The following is a 20316-nucleotide window of genomic DNA, read 5'->3' as shown; positions in this document are numbered from 1 at the left end:
CGCTTAGGCTCAACGAGGAATAACAAACGGCTTTTGCATACGCGAAATCATGCGTACCAAGGGCCACAGAAGAAGGACGTAAATCAGCGCGGCGGCCACCAGCGGTGTCTGGCTATAGGTCTCGCCCTGCATGATCTGGGCCGAACGCAGCAGCTCTGGCAAAGCCACGGCCGAGGCAATCGAGGTCTGCTTGATGGCTTCCAGCGTGTTGCTGGCCAGATCCGGAATCACATTGCGCACCCCCTGAGGCACGACCACATAAGCCATGGCCTGACGGGCGTTCAAGCCAGTCGAGCGCGCTGCCTCGTTCTGACCAGGGGACACCGACTCCAGCCCGGCGCGGAAGATCTCCGCGAAGTAGCCACTGCTGTTCAGGACCAGCGCCAGCACCGTGGCTGAAAACTCATTCAGGGGCAGGCCCAGGAATGGCAAGCCGTAGTAAATGAAGATCAGCAACACCAAAGGCGGGAAGGCACGGAAGAAATCCACGTACAGCAGGATCAGCCGATTCAGCCAGCGATGCTGCTGATAATGCAGGCAGGCAATGATCAGACCCAGCAGGGCCGCCAGCGGCACAATGATGAGGGCGAGCTTGACCGTCAGCCACAGGCCCTGCATCAGCAGCGGCCAGCTGGCGGCAATAATCGTCGGGTTCAGAAAAGTATCGATCAGTTCCATAGCGCATCACTCCTACGACTTGATCGCATAGCGCCGTTCCAGCACCCTCGTCAGATGAACGAAGGGAAAGAAAATCAGGCAGAACAAAATGGCCCCGGCCGTAAAGGCAGTGGGGTTGGCGATGTTGGACTGGATATTGCTGGACACGTTGAGCAGCTCGGGCACGGCAATGACTGAGCCCAGCGTGGTGCCTTTGGTAATCCCGATGGCGCGATTGGTCAGCGGTGGAATCGCCAGGCGCACGGCTTGCGGCAGGATGATGGCAAACAGCGTCTGGCTGAAACCCATGCCGGTGGAGCGGCCCGCTTCCCACTGCCCCGTGGGCACCGCAGCAATGCCGGACCAGAAGATTTCTTCAGCAAAGGCAGACAGCACCAAGCTCAAGGCCAGAACGGTGGCAGGAACGGGTTCAATCACAATGCCCAGGGACGGCAGAGCAAAGAACACCAGCACAATAATGACCAGCTGCGGAATCGCACGGAATACGTCCACATACAGCGTCATCAGAATATTGACGGGACGCCAGCCATAGCAGCGCAGCACGGCCAAGCCCAGACCCAGGACGGTGCCCAGAATCACGGTCATCACAGCCATTTGCAGCGTGACCCAAAAGCCCTGCATGATCTCGGGCAGATGGGGGCTGATCAGCGTCCAGTTAAAGAAGTAATAAACAATCTGATCCATGGCCGACCTCAGTTCATGCGGCTCAGAAAATCCTGAATACGCTTGTGACGCGGCTTACACAGAATTTCATCAGGGCTGCCCTGGTCCAGGATCACGCCCTGGTCCATGAACACAATGCGGTCCCCCACTTCGCGAGCAAACTGCATTTCATGCGTGACAATCACCATGGTCATGCCCGCATCGCGGGTACGCTTCATCACGTTCAGCACTTCACCAACCAGCTCCGGATCCAGGCCCGAGGTCGGCTCGTCAAACAGCATGACTTTGGGTTCCAGCGCCAGGGCGCGGGCAATGCCCACACGCTGCTGCTGGCCACCGGACAACTGGCTGGGATAGTGCTCGATACGTTCGGCCAGGCCCACTTGCTCCAGATGGTGGCGGGCCAGTTCTTCGGCCTGCGCCTTGGGCACTTTTTTCACCTTGCGCAGCGCCAGCATCACATTGCCCAGAGCCGTCATGTGCGGGTACAGGTGTATGCCCTGAAACACCATGCCTATGTTCTGACGCACCTGGTTCAGGTCGGTGCGCGGACAGGTCACATCGCTGTCTGCCACCACAATCGTGCCGCTGGTGGGAGTTTCCAGGCGGTTGATGCAGCGCAGGCAGGTGCTTTTACCCGAACCCGAACCGCCAATCATCACAACGACTTCGCCGGTGTTGACGCTCAGGTCTATGCCTTTAAGAATTTCGGCCTGCCCAAACGATTTGCGCAAGCCCTGGATGCGGACAATTTCACTCATGGTCGCTCCTTGACCGCCTGCCAGTCGGGCAGGCGGGGACCGGCCCCTAGAGGGCCATATAGCTAGAGAAACAGCGCGAAGGCGCTTTTAAGGACGGGAGCAGTCGGGGGTGTGCTCGGTGGGCTCGTAGCCAGGAAAGTCAGGCGCGCCATAGCCGGGGAAAACGACTGTCATGGCCGTACCGGCATTCGGTTCCGTACCAAACCATTTCACATGCAGCTTGGACAGCGAGCCATCCTGCTTCATGCATTCCAGCACTTCATCCACGCGGTTACGCAAGGCCGTGTCATCCTTGCGAAAGGCAAAGGCGTAATTGGCCTCGGTCGTCATGTCGTACACCGGGGCCAGTGCGGGAGTTTTCGTGGCGATATAGCGGGCCAGAGGGGTCTCGGACATATTGGCAAAGGCACGACCTATGGCCACGGCCTGCACGGCATCCGTGTTCTTGTTGAAGCGCTGAATCTTGTAGCCGTACTTTTCCTGGTTTTCTTGCAACCAGCGGTCCGAAAAACTGCCGTTATTGACGGCAATTGTCTTGTCCTTCAGGTCTTCCAGTGAATTGACGGTGGCGCCCTTTTTAGCCAGAAAACTCAGGCCACCGGCCATGTACGGCTCAGCAAACAGCATTTGCTGGGCACGCTCCTGCGTGGTGTTGGTGGGTGCGGCCACCATGTCGTAGCGACTGGAAAACAGGCCTGCAAAAATGGCGGAAAACGGGGTGTCGATGACCTCGGCACCGTCATAGCCCATGCGCTGGGCCACTTCCTGAGTCAGGTCGTTGGAAAAGCCATCCATCTTGCCATCGGTGCCACGCATGAAAAACGGCACCAGGCCCACATCCGCGGCCACTTTGAACAACTTGCCCTTGTTGGGATTGTCAGCATGTGCTGGTAGGCTCAAGGCCAGGCCAGCGGCCACCGCAGCCAGCATCAAGCCAGCTTTACGTCCCAGACGGGCACGTCCTAAATGAGCAACGCTGTGTTTGCGAGAAACAGCCGCAGCCAACGCGGCGATTGTGTTTACGCCTTGCATAAGGTCTCCTTGCCATCATTTTCTGTTTGTAGTGCTTTAATTCTAGGGGTGGCAAAACCTTGATGTCATATGCTTTTTTATTAACTCTTCATAACACAGCGTTAAGCGAATTTCCGTGCCTCCTGTACACGGCGGACTCCACGAACACAGCCTGTTTTTCCGCCGGTCCGCCCTAAGGGTAAGTCCCCCCTTTGAAGAGGCAATCAAACGAAGGCGCAGCGCGGGGGACGGTATTGGTGAGTCACTCAGGCCCAGCCTGCCCGCATGCCTCGGGAGGCCGTGGAAATCACCACTTCCATGAAGTCGTGTGCCAACTGCGATACCGGCACCACATTGGAATGCAGCATGTGCAAGGGCATGGTGGTGCGAGGATTGATGGGACGTACCACTACATCCGGCCAGACCCGGCCGGCCACGGCCAGTTCGTCCACAATCGCAATCCCGGCTCCGGCCTGCACCATGGCACAGGCGATGTGCGTCAAACGCACTTCCACCGCCAGTTGCGGCACGCCAGGACGGTTACCAAATAACTGCTGCACCATCTGGCCATAAGGGGTGTCATTGCCATAACCAATCAGGTCCAGCCCTTCCAGATCGCTGGCGTCCAGCTCCTGCTTGTCGGCCAGAGGATGACTGGCTGGCAAGACCGCCACCAGATGGTTTTCGTAAATGGACTGGGCATGCAGGCTGGGATGCGTCAGCGGCACAATCGCGACACCCACTTCCGCCTGTTGCGTGACCAAAGCCTGTACCAGGTCACTGGAGATCAGCGTGCGTACGTACACCTTCACATCCGGAAAGGCCTGGCGAAAACGCGTCACCGCCATGGGGATCAAGGTCTGTCCCAAACTGGGGCTGACGGCAATGTGCAAGCTGCCGTGGCGCTTTTCGATCAGGTCGGTCGCCACCTCGTTAACCCGCTGCACACTGTTATGGACTTGCTCCACTTCCTGATAGAGCCGACGCGCCTCCGGCGTGGGGTACAGACGCCCCTTGATGCGCTCGAACAGCACCAGACCAATGCGCGATTCCGTATAGGAAAGCAGGCGGCTGATGGCCGGTTGCGACACGTTCAGCAACTGCGCCGCCTTGCTGATGGAACCGGTCAGCATGATCGCGCGAAAAACCTCGATTTGACGAAGATTGAGCAGCATCCCTTAACGTAGCCTTATGTTTCGAGCACAAATAAGCATAAGACATTTTGATTTGCCTATGTTTCAATTTTTTCAAGCTGCCATCTCGCTGCACTCTGATCGCAACGGGCCCAAAGAGCAGCTTCATAACTACGACACGGAGACAAAATCATGCAAACCCTGCTTGCACGCACCCTTGCGGTGCTGGGCTTGGGACTGGCCGCCGCTGCGCCCACCGCCCACGCCGCTGACAACGTCCACCTGATGCTGGACTTCATTCCCACCGGCGACTATGCCCCGTATTACTCGGGCATTGCCAACGGGATTTACGAGAAACACGGCATAGACCTGAAGATCACCCGCGGCACAGGTTCGGGCGACACCGTTCTGAAGGTAGCCGGTGGTGCCGCCGATATTGGTCTGGCCGACATTTCCGCCATTCTGACCTCGCGCCAGAACAGCCAGACTCCCATCAAGGCCATTGCGTCCACCTTCTCGCACTCGGCCCATTCCCTGTTTGTGCTCAAGGACTCGGGCATCACCAACTTCTCCGGCCTGGAGGGCAAGAAAATTGCCGTCTCGCCCGGTAACAGCCACAAGCTTTACTTCCCCATGGTGGCACGCAAAGCCAATACCGATCCCGACAAGATTCAGTGGGTGACGGTAGACGGCTCCTCCATGGCTCCCTTGCTGATCAACGGCAAAGTGGACGCCGCTCCTTTCCTGGCCACCAACTACTACTACCAGAACAAGCAGGCCAAGCGTTTTGGCAAGGAAATCGTGGTGCTGCCCTTTAGCGATCAGGGTTTCAACATCTACGCCCTGTCCGTTTTCACCACGGACAAGACGCTGGCCGAACGCCCACAGATGGTGCAGAACTTTCTGAACGCCACCATCGAAGCCTGGGACGCCGCCCGCAAGGACCCGGACACGGCTTGCCAGGCCCACGTCAAGGCCAATCCGGAAATCGATCTGGATGACTGCATGGGCAACCTGAACGCGGTGCTGGGCTACATCTACACCGATTTCAGCGCCGAGCATGGGGTGGGCAGCCTGGAAGAAGGCCGCATGAAAACCACCTACGAGGCGGTTGCAGAAGCGCAGAGCCTGGACCCTGCCTGGGACTATCACCAAGCCTACGACACCCAGTTCATCGTCAAGGCCAACGGCACAGCCAAGCCCTAAGTTGAGTTGATTTTTGCGCGCGCACTGGCTTGGCCCAGGCGGGTCAGCGCGCGCCTAGGAGCGCATTGTGATACGCATTCAAGACGTGAACCTGATCTACGGTCGTAATACCGAGCGTGAGACTCAGGCACTGAAACAAATCAATCTGGACATTCAGGACAACGAAATCATTGCCATCGTCGGCGCGTCGGGCTGTGGGAAATCCACCCTGCTGCGCCTGATTGCAGGCTTGCTGATGCCCACAAACGGCACCGTCAGCATTGATGATGAAATCGTTGCCCACCCTCGCCAAGACACCGGCATTGTGTTCCAGGCCCCGACCCTGGTGCCCTGGGCCAATATTCTGGACAACACCCTCTTGCCATCCAGCATCATGGGTCGTCTGGACGATCAGGCCCGCAGCCGCGCCACGCGTCTGCTGACCACCGCCGGTCTGGGCAATTTCCTGCACCACCACCCCAAGCAATTATCCGGTGGCATGCAGCAACGCGTGGCCATTTGCCGCGCACTGGTTCACAACCCCAAAGTGGTGCTGATGGATGAGCCGTTCGGCGCCCTGGACGCGCTGACCCGCGAAACCATGACGCTGGAACTGCTGCGCCTTTGGTACGAAGACCCCAAAACCATTGTGTTTGTGACGCACTCGATTTCCGAAGCCGTCATGCTGGGTCACCGCATTGTGGTGATGTCGCCGCGTCCCGGCCAGATTACCGAAATTCTGGATGTAAACCTGCCCCGCGAACGCGACTTTTCTCTGGTGGGCACGCCGGAATTTACGCGCTGTGCCGCCGCCGTCCGTGAACTTATTTTCCAACACGAGGTGGCTTGATGAGCGAGCAAACTCAAACCCTGGCCGCCGCGCCCGTGCGCAAGCGACGATTGCGCCTGCGCGATTTCAATGAAATTACCATCCCGGCCATCACCCTGATTGCCGTGGTCATTCTGTGGGAACTGGCCAGCCGCCTGTTTGATATCCCTGAATACCTGGTGCCCGCCCCCTCGCGCATCTGGGCCGACTCCATGCAAATGAAAGAGGCCATGCTGATGCACACGCTGGTGTCCACGCGCACCATCATGCTGGGCTTTTTGCTGTCCATCGTGATCAGCTTTCCGCTGGCCGTACTGATTACCTACTCGCGCTTTTTCGAGCAGGCCATCTACCCGCTGCTGATTCTGACTCAGTCCATTCCCAAGGTGGCCCTGGCTCCGATTCTTGTCATTATCTTTGGCCCTACCGAGCTGCCACGCGTCGTCGTCACCTTTCTGGTCGCGTTTTTCCCGCTGGTCATCTCCATGACCGCTGGCCTGCTGGCTGCTCCACCCGAATTGATCGAGCTGGTCCGCGCCTGCCGTGCCACCCGTTTGCAAGAGTTCTTCCGTATCCGCCTGCCCTTTGCCGTGCCCTTTATTTTCTCGGGCCTGAAAGTGGCTATCACCTTGTCCGTGGTCGGCGCGGTGGTCGGTGAGTTTGTGGCGGCCGACCAAGGTCTGGGCTACTTGATCACCACCTCTACGGCCTTCTTCAAGACACCGGTTGCCTTTGGCGCCATGGCGATCTTGTCGGTGCTGGGCATTGTGTTCTTCCAGGTGATCTCTGCCGCCGAACGCATCCTGTTCCCTTGGGCGATCAAGGACAATCGGAGCTGATCATGACATCACCTTATACCGTCATCCGCGGGGGCCTGGTGCTGGCCCACGCTCACGCCAAAGCCGAGCTTTTGGACATTCTGATCAAGAATGGCGAGATCGAAGCCATGGGCCCGCCCGGCCTGCCCGCACCTGCTGATGCCACAGTAGTGCAAGCGGATGACAAATTGCTGCATCCCGGCCTGATCAATGCGCATACCCACGGCCACGGCACCTATGCCAAGGCCATGGGGGATCGCTGGTCGCTGGAACTGTTACTGACGGCGGGCCCCTGGATCAATGGCGACCGCCATCTGGAAGACAAGTACCTGAGCACCCAGCTGAACGCGGCAGAAATGCTGCTGAAAGGCTGCACTGCCAGCTACGACCTGTACTCTGAAGTCCCCGTACCCACGGCGGAAGGCATGAATGCCGTCGCCCAGGCCTATGTGGATGCCGGTATGCGGGCCACGGTCGCCCCCATGATGGCGGATCTGTCCTTTTACCAATCCGTCCCCGGCCTGATCGAAGCCCTGCCGGAAGAACTGCAGAAGTTTGTGGCTCAACTGGCACCACAATCCTTCCGGGCCACGCTATCGGGTCTGACGGACTTTCTGGACCAGCAGCGCAACCCCGAGCGCATTCGCGTGGCCCTGGCCCCGACCATTCCCATGCTGTGTTCGGACGAGTTCCTGCAAACCTGCGGTGAAATCAGCGCGGAGCGCAATATCGGCCTGCACAGCCACGTTGGCGAATCCTATGTGCAAGCCCTGACCGGCATGAAACGCTATGGCACCACCATTGTTCAGCATCTGGACAAGCTGGGCCTGATCTCGCCCCGTTTCACCCTGGCGCACGCCATCTGGCTGGACGAGCGCGACCTGGACATTCTGGCGGTGCGCGGAGCCATGGTGGCCCACAACCCCGGCAGCAATATGCGTTTAGGTAATGGGATTGCCGATGTGAACTCCATGCTGGAGCGCGGCATTACCGTGGGCCTGGGCACGGACGGCTCGAACAGTGGCGATAACCAGAACATGTACGAAGCCATGCGTCTGGCCTCCTTCTCGTCCAAAGTACGTGGCCCGGATACGGAACGCTGGGTCACCACCGAACAATCGCTGTACGCGGCCACCGAAGGCAGCGCCCGCTGCCTGGGCATGGGCGAACAACTGGGACGTCTGGAACCGGGTCGCAAGGCCGACATCGTGTTTCTGGATCTGGCCCATATCAACTGGATTCCGCATAACAACACGGTCAACCAGCTGGTACATCTGGAAGACGGTCTGGCGCTACGCCATGTCATGGTCGACGGTCAGTTTGCCGTGCGCGACCGACAGTTAACACAAGTGAATATGCCGCGCCTGCGTCAGCAGGTGGAGCAGGCCCAGGAACGCATCACACGCAATACCTACGACAAGCGCCACATCACGGAAAAACTGGCCAAAGCCGTAGGTTCTTTCTGCCTGTGCCTGGGCCACGACCGCTATCACGTGCAGCGCTGGGCGCACCCCAATCAAAACTTAACATGACGTTATGTTTTACCGATAAATAGGCATACGACATTCATGAATGGATTTGCTTCAATCATGGAAACGAACACGATTACGGACACGCGACATACGCGGGTCCGAGCCATCCAAGGAGGAAGATAATGAGCGACTTCGATCTGGTAGTACGAGGAAATATTGTTGAGCGCGACCGCATCATCACTGACGGCTGGTTGGCCGTGCGTGAAGGCCGAGTAGCGGCCTGTGGCGTTGGCGCGGCTCCTTCGGCCCGTGAGCATGTGGATGCACGTGGCATGTGGGTAATGCCCGGCGTGCTGGACGGTCAGGTGCACTCCGGCAGCCAGGCCAATCAGGAAGGTCTAGGCTGGGCCTCGCGTGCGGCAGCGGCCGGTGGCGTGACTACCATGGTGGAAATGCCCTACGACGATCCCGAACCTGTTGCTTCCCGCCCGCAGCTGGAAGACAAGATTGCCCGCATTGAAAGCGATTGCCACGTGGACGTGGCCTGCTACGGCACTTTGAACGATCAGCATGGTCTGGAAGCCGCGGCTGGCCTGATTGAAGGCGGCGTTTGTGGTTTCAAATTCTCTACCTTTGAAGCCAGCCCCAACCGTTTCCCACGCGTGGAAGAAGACATTCTGATGGAAGCCTTCCGCCTGATCGCCCCCTCCGGCCTGGCCTGCGGTGTGCACAACCAGGATCAGGAACTGACACGCAAGAACATCAAGCGCATGGTCGAAGCCGGTGATACGGGCTGGGACGCATTCTTGCGCGCCCACACACCACTGATCGAAAACCTGGCCACCAGCGCCATTTATGAGATCGGTGCCCAGACCGGCGCCCGTGCCCACGCCGTGCACGTGTCCCTGTCGCGCGGTTTTGAAATCTGCAATATGTACCGTCAGGCAGGCCACAAGGCCTCGATTGAAACCTGCGTGCAGTACCTGATGCTGAACCACGAAGAGCACACCCGCCGTTTCGGTGCCAAGACCAAGCACTACCCACCCATTCGCCCCAAGGCGGAAATGGATCTGCTCTGGACCCACATCGCCAACGACGAATGTACCTTCGTGTCCTCCGACCACGTAAGCTGGGGCCTGGAGCGCAAGCAGTTTGACAATGTGTTCCAGAACTCCTCCGGTGGTCCTGGTCTGGAAACGCTGCTGCCCGCCTTCTGGACAGGCTGCGCCGAGCACGGCATTTCCCCGACCATGGTCGTCAAGCAACTGTGCTGGGGCCCTGCCCAACACTTCCTGCTGGAACACCGCAAAGGCTCGCTGAATGTGGGCGCAGATGCCGACATCGTGATCGTCAAACCCGAAACTTACCGCTTTGACCCGTCCACCAGCCTGTCCGCCGTGACCTGGAGCTCCTTCGAGGACCGTGAATTCCAGGTACGTGTGGAAGCCACCTATGTGCGCGGCCAACTGGCCTGGGATGGCAAAACCGTGCGTAACGCGGCGGGCGACGGTCAGTTCATCCGTCCGCACAAAGCAGGCGAACTGTCATGAGTCTGGCCATGCCCTTGTTGAATCAGGAGCGCCTGTGGCGCAGCACCCAGGAGCTGGCCGCGTTCACGCTGCCCGACCAGCCCTGGACACGCCGCGCCTTCTCCGATCTGTTTCTGCAATCGCGTCAGTGGTTGCTGCAACAGTTCGAGGAAGCGGGCCTGAGCGTACGCATGGATGCCGCGGGCAATCTGATCGGTCGCCGCGAAGGGCGCAAGCCCGGCCTGGCACCGATTACCACCGGCTCGCACTGCGACACCGTGATGTATGGCGGACGCTACGACGGCATCATCGGCGTACTGGCCGGGCTGGAAGTGGCCCGCTGCCTGAACGAGCAGAACATCCAGCTGGATCATCCTTTTGAAGTGGTGGATTTTCTGTCTGAGGAACCTAGCGACTATGGCGTGTCATGCGTAGGCAGCCGTGCCATGGGCGGGGTCCTGTCAGACGCCATGCTGGCCGAACGCAATCCACAGGGCGAAACACTGGCGCAAGGCATTGCCCGCATCGGTGGCCGCCCCCAGGAACTGGCCCAGGCCCGTCGAGCACCCGGTGATACTGCCGCTTTTGTCGAGCTGCATATCGAACAAGGGCCAGTGCTGGAGTCGCGCAATCTGCCCATAGGTGTGGTCAGCAATATCGTGGGCATTTGCCGCCATCGCATCATCATCACAGGTCGTCCGGACCATGCCGGCACCACACCCATGGACATACGTCGTGATGCCCTGGTCGGTGCCAGTCTGATTATCAGTGAAGTGGACCGCAAGGCCCGCCGTGCACTGGGTGGGCCAGACTATCTGGTCGCCACCATTGGCAACCTGAACCTGACGCCCAACGCCTCCAATGCCGTTCCCGGACGCGTAGAAATGATGGTGGAAGTACGCAGCGACCGTCAGGAGCTGATGCAGAACTTCACCGAGGAACTGCTGGCCCAGCTGCGCCCGGAAATCGAGGCCATGGGCCTGGGTCTGGACGCGGCGCAAGTCAGCCTGGCCAAGCCCACAGACTGCACGCCCGATGTGATGAACATTATCGAGCAGGCCGCCAGTGCGTTGGGATATCAGAGCATGGTGATGCCAAGCGGAGCCGGTCACGATGCGGTTTACATGGCACCCAGCGGCCCCATGGGCATGATCTTCATTCCTTGCCTGAATGGTCGCAGCCATTGCCCCGAAGAATCCATTACTTCCGAGCAGCTTCTGGACGGTACGCGGGTTCTGTATCAGACCGTTGTCATGTTAGACCAGAGCCTGGAGAGCTGACATGGACTGGTCCTGTGATCAGCTCAGCGAACGCGAACGCTACCGCTTGTTGGTCAACACTGTGTTGCCGCGCCCCATTGCCCTGGTCACGACCTGTGACCAGCAGGGGTGCGTGAACACGGCCCCGTTCAGTTTCTTCAATGTGATGGGTTCAGAGCCTGCCGTGCTGGCACTGGGCCTGGAAAACGATGCGCACTCTGCCGATGGCCTGAAGGACACCACCCGCAATATTCTGGGCACCGGCCAGTTTGTGGTGAACCTGATCAGCGCCAAGACGGCACGCGCCATGAATATCTGCGGCATTGCGTACCCGACCGGGCAGGCCGAACATCTGCAAGCGGGCCTGGATCTGGCCCCCAGCGTGCAGGTGCAGCCGCCCCGTATCGCCCAATGCCCAGTGCAGTTTGAATGCCGCTTGCACACTGCGCTGGACCTGGGCCCGCTACGCCATATCGTCATTGGCGAAATCCTGCATTTGCACTGCGACGACACCATCCTGACGCCTGAAGGGCGCATCGATATTGATGCTTACGACCCTATCGGGCGCATGCATGGCTCTGACTGGTATGTCGGCCTGCAAGGCCGCTTTCAGTCAGAAAAATTAAGCCACCAAAACGGGCTACCGCCCACCCAAACATAAAAACATCATGAACCGTCGCCCTCATATCTACGTTCTGAACCCCAATTCCAGCCAGATCGTAACGGATGGCCTGGACCGTGCTGTCCAGCCCTTGCGTCTGGCCGATGGCCCAGCTATTTCCTGCCTGCGCCTGCCTCAAGGCCCAGCGGGTGTACAAAGCCAAACTGATATTGACACCCTGATTCCCCATCTGCGCGCCCAGGCCCTGAGCGTCAAAGAAGACGCCGCTGCTTATGTAGTGGCCTGCTTCAGCGACCCCGGCCTGTACACCTTGCGCGAAGCGGTGGATGTGCCTGTATTGGGTATTGCCGAAACCGGCGTGCTGACCGCCTTGTCACTGGGCCAGCGCTTTGGCGTACTGTCCATTTTGCAGGCTTCCATTCCGCGTCACCTGCGCTACTTTGGCGCAATGGGTGTGACAGACCGTCTGGCAGCCGATCTGGCCATCAATATGGGCGTGTCGGAGCTGGCTGACGAGAAAAAAGCCCTGCAACGCCTGACAGAAGTTGGCCAGCGCTTGCGTGATGAGCACGGTGCCGATGTTGTAGTGCTGGGTTGTGCTGGTATGGCCAATCAGCGCGAGGCGCTGGAACAGACTTTGGGCATTGCCGTCGTGGAGCCCACGCAGGCGACCGTTGCGGTTGCCTTGGGCCGTTGCTTATTAGGCTGGTAAACCTTGATGAACGCCCCTCTGCAATCCGACTGCCTGGCAACCGCACAGCGGCTGCTTCAGGCTCGCCAAGAGAACCGCCCCATCGAGGACTGGCCCGAATCGCTGCGCCCTGCGTCTTTTGATCAGGCCTATCGTGTTCAGGCTGCGCAAATGGAAACCTTGGGCCCCATAGGCGGCTGGAAAGTCGGCGCGGCCAATAGCGTGGCCCCGCCTACCTGCGCCCCCCTGCCCCAGCGTTTTCGTTACGCCAGCCCGGATATTCCCGCCGGTAAAGACCTGTCCTTGCGTGGCATGGAAGTGGAAATCGGCCTGATTCTGGGTCAGGACTTGCCACCCAACCAGGTACCCTACTCCATGGAGCAAATCTGGCAGGCAGTCAGCCAGGTCTGTGTGGCAGTCGAGATTGTGGAATCCCGTTTTGCGCAGCGCGACACCGTGGGTCGTCTATCCACCTTGGCTGATCTGGCCAGCCACGGATCGCTGGTCCATCAAGCACAAGGTATCGCCGCGCAAGACATGGCATTGCTACAGCCTGAATGGGCGCGCCTGCAAGTGGGACAGCAAACCTTGCTGCAAGGCCCAAACCAGAATCCAGCGGGCGAGCTGACACGGCTGCTGATCTGGCTGGCCAATCAGGGCAGTCACCATCTTGGCGGGCTGCAAAAGGGTCAGGTCATCATTACTGGCACTTGCCTGCCCATGCTGTATGCCGCTCCCGGCGACCGGATTCAAGCCGCCATTCAAGGGATCGGTGAACTGGAGTTTGTCTGCGCATAAGAGCACAACGCCAGCGCACGGCAGTGGGCTGGCTGATCTTTTATGCGAGGAGAAGCAAGCGGCGAGGAGAAGCAAGCGGATGGGGTTGACGCACTTGCCCGTCTACACAGACCCGTCGGATTTAAAAAAACTCGTCCAAAAGGCAGAAGAAAGCGATGCGCTCGGCATCCATTTCCACGCCGTACAGGGCAAAGAAAGGCGCCAGCCACTCCTTACCCAAATTGCGTTCTATGCTGCGCGCCGTCAGCGCCAGATCCTGAAAACGATCCGCCACGCCCAGGCGTCCGCAGTCGATAAAGCCACTGAACTGCCCTTGATGCACCATGAAGTTGGGCAGGCAAGCATCACCATGGGTAACCACCAGATCCTCCTGCATGGGGCGGCTGGCATACAGCTCGTCCAGCAGGCTTTGAACCGGCATGCCCTGGCGTTCATCGTCAAAATCTTCTTCATCAATCAGGCCCGCTTTCGCCCGTGCGCTGGCATCGGCCAAACGGTGCTCCAGGCGATGATCGAAGGGGCAAGATTCAAGTGGCAAGCGGTGCAGGCTTTGCAAGGACAAAGCCAATAACTCCACCGTTTGCTGGGGAGACAGGCCTTCTGTACAGGCCAGATCAAGCCCTGGAACGGCACTCATCAGAAGCCAATGGCGTCCATCTGCGACCAGCGTATCCAGCACTTCGGGACAAGGCAGACCTTGCGCGTGCATCCAGCCCAGACGCTCGATTTCATCGGGCAGTTCGGCCAAGGGCAGATCATCCTCTGCCTTCACAAACTGACAGGAGCCATCGGGCCAATCCAGACGCCAGACCTCGGCCCCGGACTCCCCTATGGTTTGACGCTGCACCTTGGCGGCGGCCAGTCGGGTCTGCCAGGCAGCAGGAAAACTCATACTCAACAACCTTGCTAAAAACAGGGAGCGGGGATCACACCCAGGGAATCAAACAGCGATGCAAATCAGGCCTGATATTGCAGATGAATCAGCGGATAAGGCTTGCCCTGATCGTCCACAGGCGAGCGGCCAATACGCTTGAAGCCCATTTTTTCGTAAAAACCCACAGCTTGCCCATTCTGTTCATTCACATCGGTGGTCATGCTGGGATGCAGGCTCAAGCCGTGCAGCACCAAGGCCTTGCCCACACCCGTGCCCCGGCTGTCCGGGTCCACAAACAAGGCCTGCATATGGCCTTCGTCAACCAGCATGAAAGCCAGCGGGTAATCCGTCTCGTTCACCGCCAGCCACAAACTGGCCTGAGGTAGAAAACCGCAGACCAGTTCATCAATTTCCTGACGATCCTGAGCGGATAAAAAGTCGTGTGTAGCATCGACGGCCTTGCGCCAGATTTCAACAACACGTTGCCCGTCTTCCGGGCGCGAATGGCGGATATTCATCATCTTTCCCTTTCAGGGGTTCATCTGGTTTTCAGTGGGAGGATCACCCCCGAGAAAACATCTCAGGGTTACAGCAGACCTTGGGACTCGAAGATTTTCCGGTAGATATCCCGAACCACAGCCTGCTTTCTCTGGTTGTAGTCCCGCACTGTGTCAGCCCCTTCTATGGCCTGCATTTTGGCCTCGGCGTACCGCTGCAAATCCTCGGGATGCGTGCCCAGCCAATCCCGAAACAGGATATGGCGAATATGCTCGGGACAATCCGAGCCAAACACATGCAGGTTCACGCGCGGCTCTTCCTGACGCAGCATACGGTGCTGATACCAGGAACGCTCGCGTATGCTCAGCTCGTAGCCCAAGGCCTGCAAGGCAGGCGCATAGTCCTCTTCCTGTTCCGGGTCCGCCACCAGCACATCAATATCAATCACAGGCTTGGCAGGCAGGCCCACCACGGCGGTCGACCCTACGTGCGCAATGGTCAGAGCCTTGCTCCCCAAAGCTTTCAGAATCTCCTGGCCCAAGCGCTGATACAGCACAGGCCAGTTCGCGTCGTAGGCCTGAACCTCGATCAGCTCTGCTTTGGGTTGGCCTGCCACCCAGGGATTCTCATGGGGATCGCCATCCTCGAAGGTGGTGATTTTTTCCATTGCCCGTACAGACACGTTTTTGTTCTGATTATTCAAACAACTTCTCCTTGATACGACGGACCTTGTACCCTCAGCCTAATGAGCCGGGCAGATCCATCGTTATTCGTCAGGGCTATCCACCCACCAGCCACGCACTGTCCTCCCTCCCTAGCCTGCACTGCCCGCCAGAATCGGCCGGGTTTCCAGAAAAAATAAATGCCGCAAATGTTGTTCGGCTTGCTCCGAACTCAGATCGATAGAATCCGTCAGCAACATATTGGCCAGACCGTCATACAAGGCGGACAGCCGTAGCGCAATACCTTCGGGATCGGGGGCCTGCCACAGCCCTTGCTCGGCCCCTAGCCTCAGGTAAGAGGCCAACTGCTCCAGCATTCGGCTTTGCACTCGTGTAATCACCACCGCCAGAGCGGCATCGGTTTTGGCCAGATCGGTGGCATCAAGCCACAAGAACCAGTAAATGCGATTGTTCTGCTCAAAGGCTGTGCTCAGATAGCTTTCCATCAAGACCTGCGGCTCTTGCGAGCCTTGTGCTTCCTGATCGAGCAACTGGTCAAAAATCTCGCCCCAGGCCTCGGCCCGCAATTCGGACCAGCGAAAGTAATGGTTTAAAAGTCCACGGCCCACACCAGCCCGTTCGGTCACCATACGAGTGGTGGCGGCACGTACCCCCACTTCCAGCAGGATCTCCACAGCGGCCTGTCGAATTCGTGTGGCACTGTCTTCTTTTTCATTCATCCCCTTCCCTCCCTATTGACACATTGAGCAAGCGCTCAATATTATGACATTGAACAAGCGCTCAATCAATAAACATCCATGTCTACGGCTTCTCGCAACTCCTCCATCGACCTGATTCGCACCGCTGCCCTGATCGGTATTTGTGTGGTGAACCTGCCCTATCTGGCACTGACCGACAGTGACCCGACAGTCACGTCCCCTAGCTACGATCACACGGCCGCCTTTCTGATCGAATTTCTGTTTCAGGGCAAATTCTTCCTGCTGTTCTCGCTGATTTTTGGCTGGGGCATAGAAATCCAGGCGCGCTCCGCTGAACGTGCTGGCGTCCCCCTGAGCAGTCGTTATTTCCGCCGCATGCTCGGCCTGGCCGTGCTGGGTTGCTTGCACGCGACGCTGGTTTTTACCGGCGACATGTTGCTGCTTTACTCGGTGCTGGGTGTGCTGATCTGGCCGCTGCGCAAACTCGCCCCGCGCAGACTGATCAAGGTGGCGTTGTTGATGGTGCTGGTGGAGATTGTCAGCCTGGCTCTGATCGCTTATTTGCTGGCGGATGCCGAAGACATGGCCCCGGTGTACTCACTAGGTGGCGCTTTTACCGAAGCAACACTGGCACGTGTCAGCGAGTGGCCAGAGTCCTTTGCTTTCCTGTTTCTTTACCAGGGACCGCTGGCCTTTGGAGCCATGTTGATGGGTTTGGCCGCGGCCAAAAGCAACTTTTTTGAAGCTCATAGCCCTGGGCAACAAAAACTGGGCCGCGCCCTGCCCTGGCTCTTGCCCTTGGCCCTGGCGATCAACCTCTTTAGCGCAAGCATGTCCAACGAACAGAATCTGATGGGCTTGCTAGGCCTTTTCAGCATCGCAATCGGCGCGCCTTTATTGTCCACGGTGTATTTGTGCCTGCTGCTGCGTTGCGGACAATGGTTCAGCCTGCCCAATGTGCTAATTGAAGCGGGCCGCAGTTCGCTGAGTGCCTATGTCAGCCAAGGCATTCTGGCTGGTCTGATTTTCAGCAGCTATGGCCTGGATCTGTTTGATTCCTTTGGCAATGCGGCACTGCTAGCCATTGCCATCGCCCTGGCTCTGCTGGCCATGAGCCTGACAGGCCTGATCGCCCAGCGCTGGGGACGCGGCCCACTGGAAGCGGTGTTAAGGCGTTTTACCTACGGTGTCAAACGACACTAGGACGGCGTTATTAGCGCTGCCCGTACAAATCCGAAATGGCCGTGCGCAACCAGCGCACACCTTCGTCCTGCCGACTGCGCTCATGCCAGTGCACGCGCACATCAAAGCTGGGCAAGGCCAGCGGCGTTGGAACAATGCACAAGGCGGCGGGGTCCTGAAAAGACAGCACAGCCACATTGGGCACAGTCAGCAAATAATTGCTGCTGACCAGAATCTGTTCAGCCGCCAAATAGTGCGGAATGGTCAGGCTGATATTGCGTCGCATGTCCAGAGCACGCAGGGCGTTTTCCACCAGAGAGTGCCCGCTGCTGGTGGCATCAATGGCCAGATGATCAGCCGCCACAAAAGCTTCCAGATCCAGCTCGTTTTTGGCCAGGGGATGGCCTTTGCGCATGGCGGTCACATAACGCTCATGACGGAACACGCGCGAATGCACTCGCCCTTTAATCATGGGCAAAGAGCCAATCGCCAGATCAATCTCGCCCGAACTCAAGCCGCTTTCCAGCGCTTCCCAGCCCAGATTCTTGATGACCAGACGAATACCCGGCGCGTGTTTGGCGACAAAATTGTTCAGCCCCGGCAGAAAAACCAGTTGGCCGATATCCGTCATGTGAACTTTGAAGACGCGCGTAGACTGGGCAGGGTTAAAGCCCTGGGTTTGCGTCAAGGCAATGCCCACCTCTTCCAGCAAGGGTTGCAGCTTTTCGCGCAGCGCAATGGCGATCTGCGTGGGCGCGACGCCATAGCGCGCTCGTACGAACAAGGGATCGCCCAAAGCCTGTCGCCACCGCTGCACCATCAAGGAAATGGCCGACTGGCTGATCCCGATACGCAGCGCCGCCTGGCTCAGGTTCTGGCATTCGCAGATCAGGCAGAAAGCATGCAGCTCGGCCAGCGTCCAGTTATATGTTTTATAAATATCAGATAGCACGCTGACACCACCTCAAGTCGTTTCTTGCTCTCTATTATGTGTATTGGAAATAGTACAACGGCAAGATAAATTGCCACTACGCCACAACAAAATCAGGAGGGATGTCCCATGAGTAACAACGAAATCACCTGGTCCAATGGTCAATGGAGCGACACCAGCGCGCCCTTGATTGGTGCCACGGACCATGCTTTCTGGATGGCCACAACCGTTTTTGACGGTGCCCGTTCCATTCAGGGCCATACTCCGGATCTGGACCTGCACTGTGAGCGCCTGAACCGATCGGCCATCACCTTGGGCATGGAGCCGGTGATGACGCCCCAGCAAACTGTAGAACTGGTGCACGAAGGCCTGAAAAAGCTGTCCCACAGCACGGATTACTACATCAAGCTGCTGTATTTCGCGCCCGGCGGTTTCATCCAGCCCGATCCAGCCACCAGCCAGTTAGCCATTCATATTTTTGAATCCCCCATGCCGGACGACAGCGGCTTTAGCGCCACTTTCAGTGAATTCCTGCGCCCGGACCCCTCCATGGCACCTACCGATGCCAAGGCTTCCTGCCTGTACCCCAATACCCAGCGCATCTTGCGCGAGGCCAGTGCACGCGGTTTTGACAACGCCATCGTGCTGGACTCCAAAGGCAAGATCGCCGAATTTGCTGTTGCCAATCTGTGGATTGTTCGTGACGGCGTGGTGCTGACGCCCGAGCTGAACGGCACCTTTCTGAACGGCATTACCCGCCGACGTGTCATGCAACTGCTGCGCGACGATGGCATTGAAGTGCGTGAAGCCAGCCTGACACCGCAAGACGTACTGGATGCGGACGAAGTCTTCAGTACCGGCAACTACGGCAAGGTTCTGCACTGCAATCGCATTGACGATCGCCACTACGCGCACGGCCCGATTGAAACCCGTGCCCACGAGCTGTACATGGCCTATACCCAGCGCAACTAAGTCTCGCAACATTGCCAGAAGGCGATCAGCATGACTGGATGTGGGCCGTATGCCCAATAGAAAAACGGCTCAATAATGAGCCGTTTTTTTCTACCTCACACTTCAGGCGACGCTGCGCTATTGTCTTGCGCCAAGTCCGGCGCTTGCCCGCTATCCTGCTGCGCTTGCGCCTGCTTCATCTGATTTAGCAGGCTATGCAACATCTCTGTCGACAAGCCGTGCAGCACCAGACGGTAGCCTGCTCGCAAGGTCGACATGGGCACCAGAGGGTGGCCATTGTTCACCAGAATCAGGTGCTCGGGCGCCTGCAAAATCTTGGCCGCATAAATCCCGATAGTCTCGTCCAATTGCAGAGAGTTAGCCGCACGCCAAAAGTCGTTATCGGTCAGCAGCAACTGGTACAAGGGCGTGAACAGTTCAATGGCGCTTTGCAGGTCCATCTTGTTCAGCGGGCCTTGCGGCATATCGTCCAGCGCCAGGGGCACGGGCTGAATCATGGAGAAGTCCACCCGCTCCGGCGGGCCGATTTCCTGATTATTGTCCCGCAAGGTCTGATTGAGCCGGATCACGAAATTGAACAGATTCAAATCGTGCTTCACAAAGGTGTGATCGCGCAATTCGTCGATGTTCATGGGCGTCAGCGGCGTGGTCGGCACCTTGGTGGGCGAGTTGGCGGCAATAAAAGCCAGCACCTGTGAACCCAGATGAAAGTGACGCAGAATCAGCCAGTTGGCCTGGGGCGAAACAAAGCGCTTCAGGCCCCACACCAGAATGCGATGCAACAGGCCCGAGTGCGACCATTTGCGCGGCAAAAAGGTTTTAACAATCTGAATCAGCACAATCATCAAGCGTGCCAGTGGCCGCAAGAACGGCAGCAAATACTGGCGTGACGAAGAGCTGGAATCGGCCAGCCAGGCCTGCTTCACTTCATCAGGCAAAGGCGTGCTGCGATCCAGATACAGGGCCCGCCAGGGATTGGGATCCTGCGGGTCATGCGGCTTGCTTAAAAAATCCGGAATTTGATCCATG

At 58.2% G+C, this 20316-nt stretch carries 22 protein-coding genes; 11 read left to right on the top strand and 11 right to left on the bottom strand.

Annotated features, from left to right (window positions below; genetic code table 11):
* Positions 1-9: 9 nt before the first annotated feature.
* The 5 genes from Q9R35_RS17195 to Q9R35_RS17175 form a co-directional block, all read right to left on the bottom strand.
* A complete protein-coding gene (locus Q9R35_RS17195) occupies positions 10-678 on the bottom strand; it encodes an amino acid ABC transporter permease (protein ID WP_311220182.1) in 669 nt (222 codons plus the stop codon).
* A 12-nt stretch (positions 679-690) separates the two neighbouring features.
* Positions 691-1362 carry an amino acid ABC transporter permease gene (locus Q9R35_RS17190; protein ID WP_045930690.1) on the bottom strand — a complete coding sequence of 224 codons (672 nt, stop codon included), beginning with the start codon at positions 1360-1362 and terminating at the stop codon, positions 691-693.
* An 8-nt stretch (positions 1363-1370) separates the two neighbouring features.
* The gene (locus tag Q9R35_RS17185) at positions 1371-2102 is read right to left on the bottom strand and encodes an amino acid ABC transporter ATP-binding protein (protein ID WP_042488516.1); all 732 of its coding nucleotides are present in this window, start codon (positions 2100-2102) and stop codon (positions 1371-1373) included.
* Positions 2103-2189: 87 nt separating this feature from the next.
* Entirely contained in the window at positions 2190-3134 is a 945-nt protein-coding gene (locus Q9R35_RS17180; RefSeq protein WP_063689340.1) for an ABC transporter substrate-binding protein, read from the bottom strand.
* A 245-nt stretch (positions 3135-3379) separates the two neighbouring features.
* On the bottom strand, positions 3380-4288 hold the full coding sequence (locus Q9R35_RS17175; RefSeq protein WP_009462734.1) for a LysR substrate-binding domain-containing protein: 909 nt from the start codon (positions 4286-4288) through the stop codon (positions 3380-3382).
* Positions 4289-4438: 150 nt separating this feature from the next.
* Between Q9R35_RS17175 and Q9R35_RS17170 the strand changes: the two genes are divergently transcribed.
* The 9 genes from Q9R35_RS17170 (at position 4439) to Q9R35_RS17130 (ending at position 13449) form a co-directional block, all read left to right on the top strand.
* Entirely contained in the window at positions 4439-5452 is a 1014-nt protein-coding gene (locus tag Q9R35_RS17170) for an ABC transporter substrate-binding protein (RefSeq protein WP_045930688.1), read from the top strand.
* Between the two features lie 67 nt (positions 5453-5519).
* Complete coding sequence (locus Q9R35_RS17165) at positions 5520-6281, top strand: ABC transporter ATP-binding protein (protein ID WP_063689343.1); 762 nt, start codon at positions 5520-5522, stop codon at positions 6279-6281.
* Complete coding sequence (locus tag Q9R35_RS17160; protein ID WP_052363029.1) at positions 6281-7099, top strand: ABC transporter permease; 819 nt, start codon at positions 6281-6283, stop codon at positions 7097-7099. Before Q9R35_RS17165 ends, Q9R35_RS17160 begins: the two co-directional genes overlap by 1 nt.
* Positions 7100-7101: 2 nt before the next feature.
* Positions 7102-8610, top strand: a complete 1509-nt coding sequence (locus tag Q9R35_RS17155) for an amidohydrolase family protein (protein WP_063689354.1) — start codon at positions 7102-7104, stop codon at positions 8608-8610.
* Positions 8611-8732: 122 nt separating this feature from the next.
* Positions 8733-10100 (top strand): amidohydrolase family protein, encoded by a 1368-nt coding sequence (locus tag Q9R35_RS17150; RefSeq protein ID WP_311220181.1) that lies wholly within the window; start codon positions 8733-8735, stop codon positions 10098-10100.
* Entirely contained in the window at positions 10097-11359 is a 1263-nt protein-coding gene (locus Q9R35_RS17145) for a Zn-dependent hydrolase (RefSeq protein WP_311220180.1), read from the top strand. The genes Q9R35_RS17150 and Q9R35_RS17145 overlap by 4 nt, the downstream gene beginning before the upstream one ends.
* A gap of 1 nt (position 11360) precedes the next feature.
* Positions 11361-11999 (top strand): flavin reductase family protein, encoded by a 639-nt coding sequence (locus Q9R35_RS17140; protein WP_311220179.1) that lies wholly within the window; start codon positions 11361-11363, stop codon positions 11997-11999.
* A gap of 7 nt (positions 12000-12006) precedes the next feature.
* The gene (locus tag Q9R35_RS17135) at positions 12007-12672 is read left to right on the top strand and encodes an aspartate/glutamate racemase family protein (protein ID WP_252605892.1); all 666 of its coding nucleotides are present in this window, start codon (positions 12007-12009) and stop codon (positions 12670-12672) included.
* Positions 12673-12678: 6 nt separating this feature from the next.
* Entirely contained in the window at positions 12679-13449 is a 771-nt protein-coding gene (locus tag Q9R35_RS17130; protein ID WP_311220178.1) for a fumarylacetoacetate hydrolase family protein, read from the top strand.
* 121 nt (positions 13450-13570) lie between these two features.
* On the opposite strand, the gene Q9R35_RS17125 is transcribed toward Q9R35_RS17130, so the two are convergent.
* From Q9R35_RS17125 to Q9R35_RS17110, 4 genes are all read right to left on the bottom strand, one after another.
* Positions 13571-14341 (bottom strand): APH(3')-II family aminoglycoside O-phosphotransferase, encoded by a 771-nt coding sequence (locus tag Q9R35_RS17125; RefSeq protein WP_063689378.1) that lies wholly within the window; start codon positions 14339-14341, stop codon positions 13571-13573.
* A 65-nt stretch (positions 14342-14406) separates the two neighbouring features.
* A complete protein-coding gene (locus tag Q9R35_RS17120; RefSeq protein ID WP_063689381.1) occupies positions 14407-14844 on the bottom strand; it encodes an acetyltransferase in 438 nt (145 codons plus the stop codon).
* A gap of 65 nt (positions 14845-14909) precedes the next feature.
* On the bottom strand, positions 14910-15524 hold the full coding sequence (locus tag Q9R35_RS17115; protein WP_311220177.1) for a GrpB family protein: 615 nt from the start codon (positions 15522-15524) through the stop codon (positions 14910-14912).
* A gap of 111 nt (positions 15525-15635) precedes the next feature.
* Positions 15636-16223: a TetR family transcriptional regulator C-terminal domain-containing protein gene (locus Q9R35_RS17110; protein ID WP_311220176.1), complete on the bottom strand. Its 588-nt coding sequence runs from the start codon at positions 16221-16223 to the stop codon at positions 15636-15638.
* 78 nt (positions 16224-16301) lie between these two features.
* Between Q9R35_RS17110 and Q9R35_RS17105 the strand changes: the two genes are divergently transcribed.
* A complete protein-coding gene (locus tag Q9R35_RS17105; protein ID WP_311220175.1) occupies positions 16302-17405 on the top strand; it encodes a DUF418 domain-containing protein in 1104 nt (367 codons plus the stop codon).
* Between the two features lie 10 nt (positions 17406-17415).
* On the opposite strand, the gene Q9R35_RS17100 is transcribed toward Q9R35_RS17105, so the two are convergent.
* The gene (locus tag Q9R35_RS17100; RefSeq protein ID WP_311220174.1) at positions 17416-18336 is read right to left on the bottom strand and encodes a LysR family transcriptional regulator; all 921 of its coding nucleotides are present in this window, start codon (positions 18334-18336) and stop codon (positions 17416-17418) included.
* Between the two features lie 108 nt (positions 18337-18444).
* Between Q9R35_RS17100 and Q9R35_RS17095 the strand changes: the two genes are divergently transcribed.
* Positions 18445-19287 (top strand): branched-chain amino acid aminotransferase, encoded by an 843-nt coding sequence (locus Q9R35_RS17095; RefSeq protein WP_311220173.1) that lies wholly within the window; start codon positions 18445-18447, stop codon positions 19285-19287.
* Positions 19288-19382: 95 nt separating this feature from the next.
* Here the strand turns inward: Q9R35_RS17095 and Q9R35_RS17090 are convergent, their stop codons facing one another.
* Complete coding sequence (locus Q9R35_RS17090) at positions 19383-20315, bottom strand: DUF6999 family protein (RefSeq protein WP_045930673.1); 933 nt, start codon at positions 20313-20315, stop codon at positions 19383-19385.
* Between the last annotated feature and the right edge of the window lies 1 nt (position 20316).

Origin of the sequence: Alcaligenes sp. AB3 (genome assembly GCF_031844565.1) — a bacterium.
GTDB lineage: Bacteria > Pseudomonadota > Gammaproteobacteria > Burkholderiales > Burkholderiaceae_B > Alcaligenes > Alcaligenes faecalis.
The sequence above is the reverse complement of the archived record's forward strand: the minus strand, read 5'-3'. Positions and strand labels throughout refer to the sequence as shown.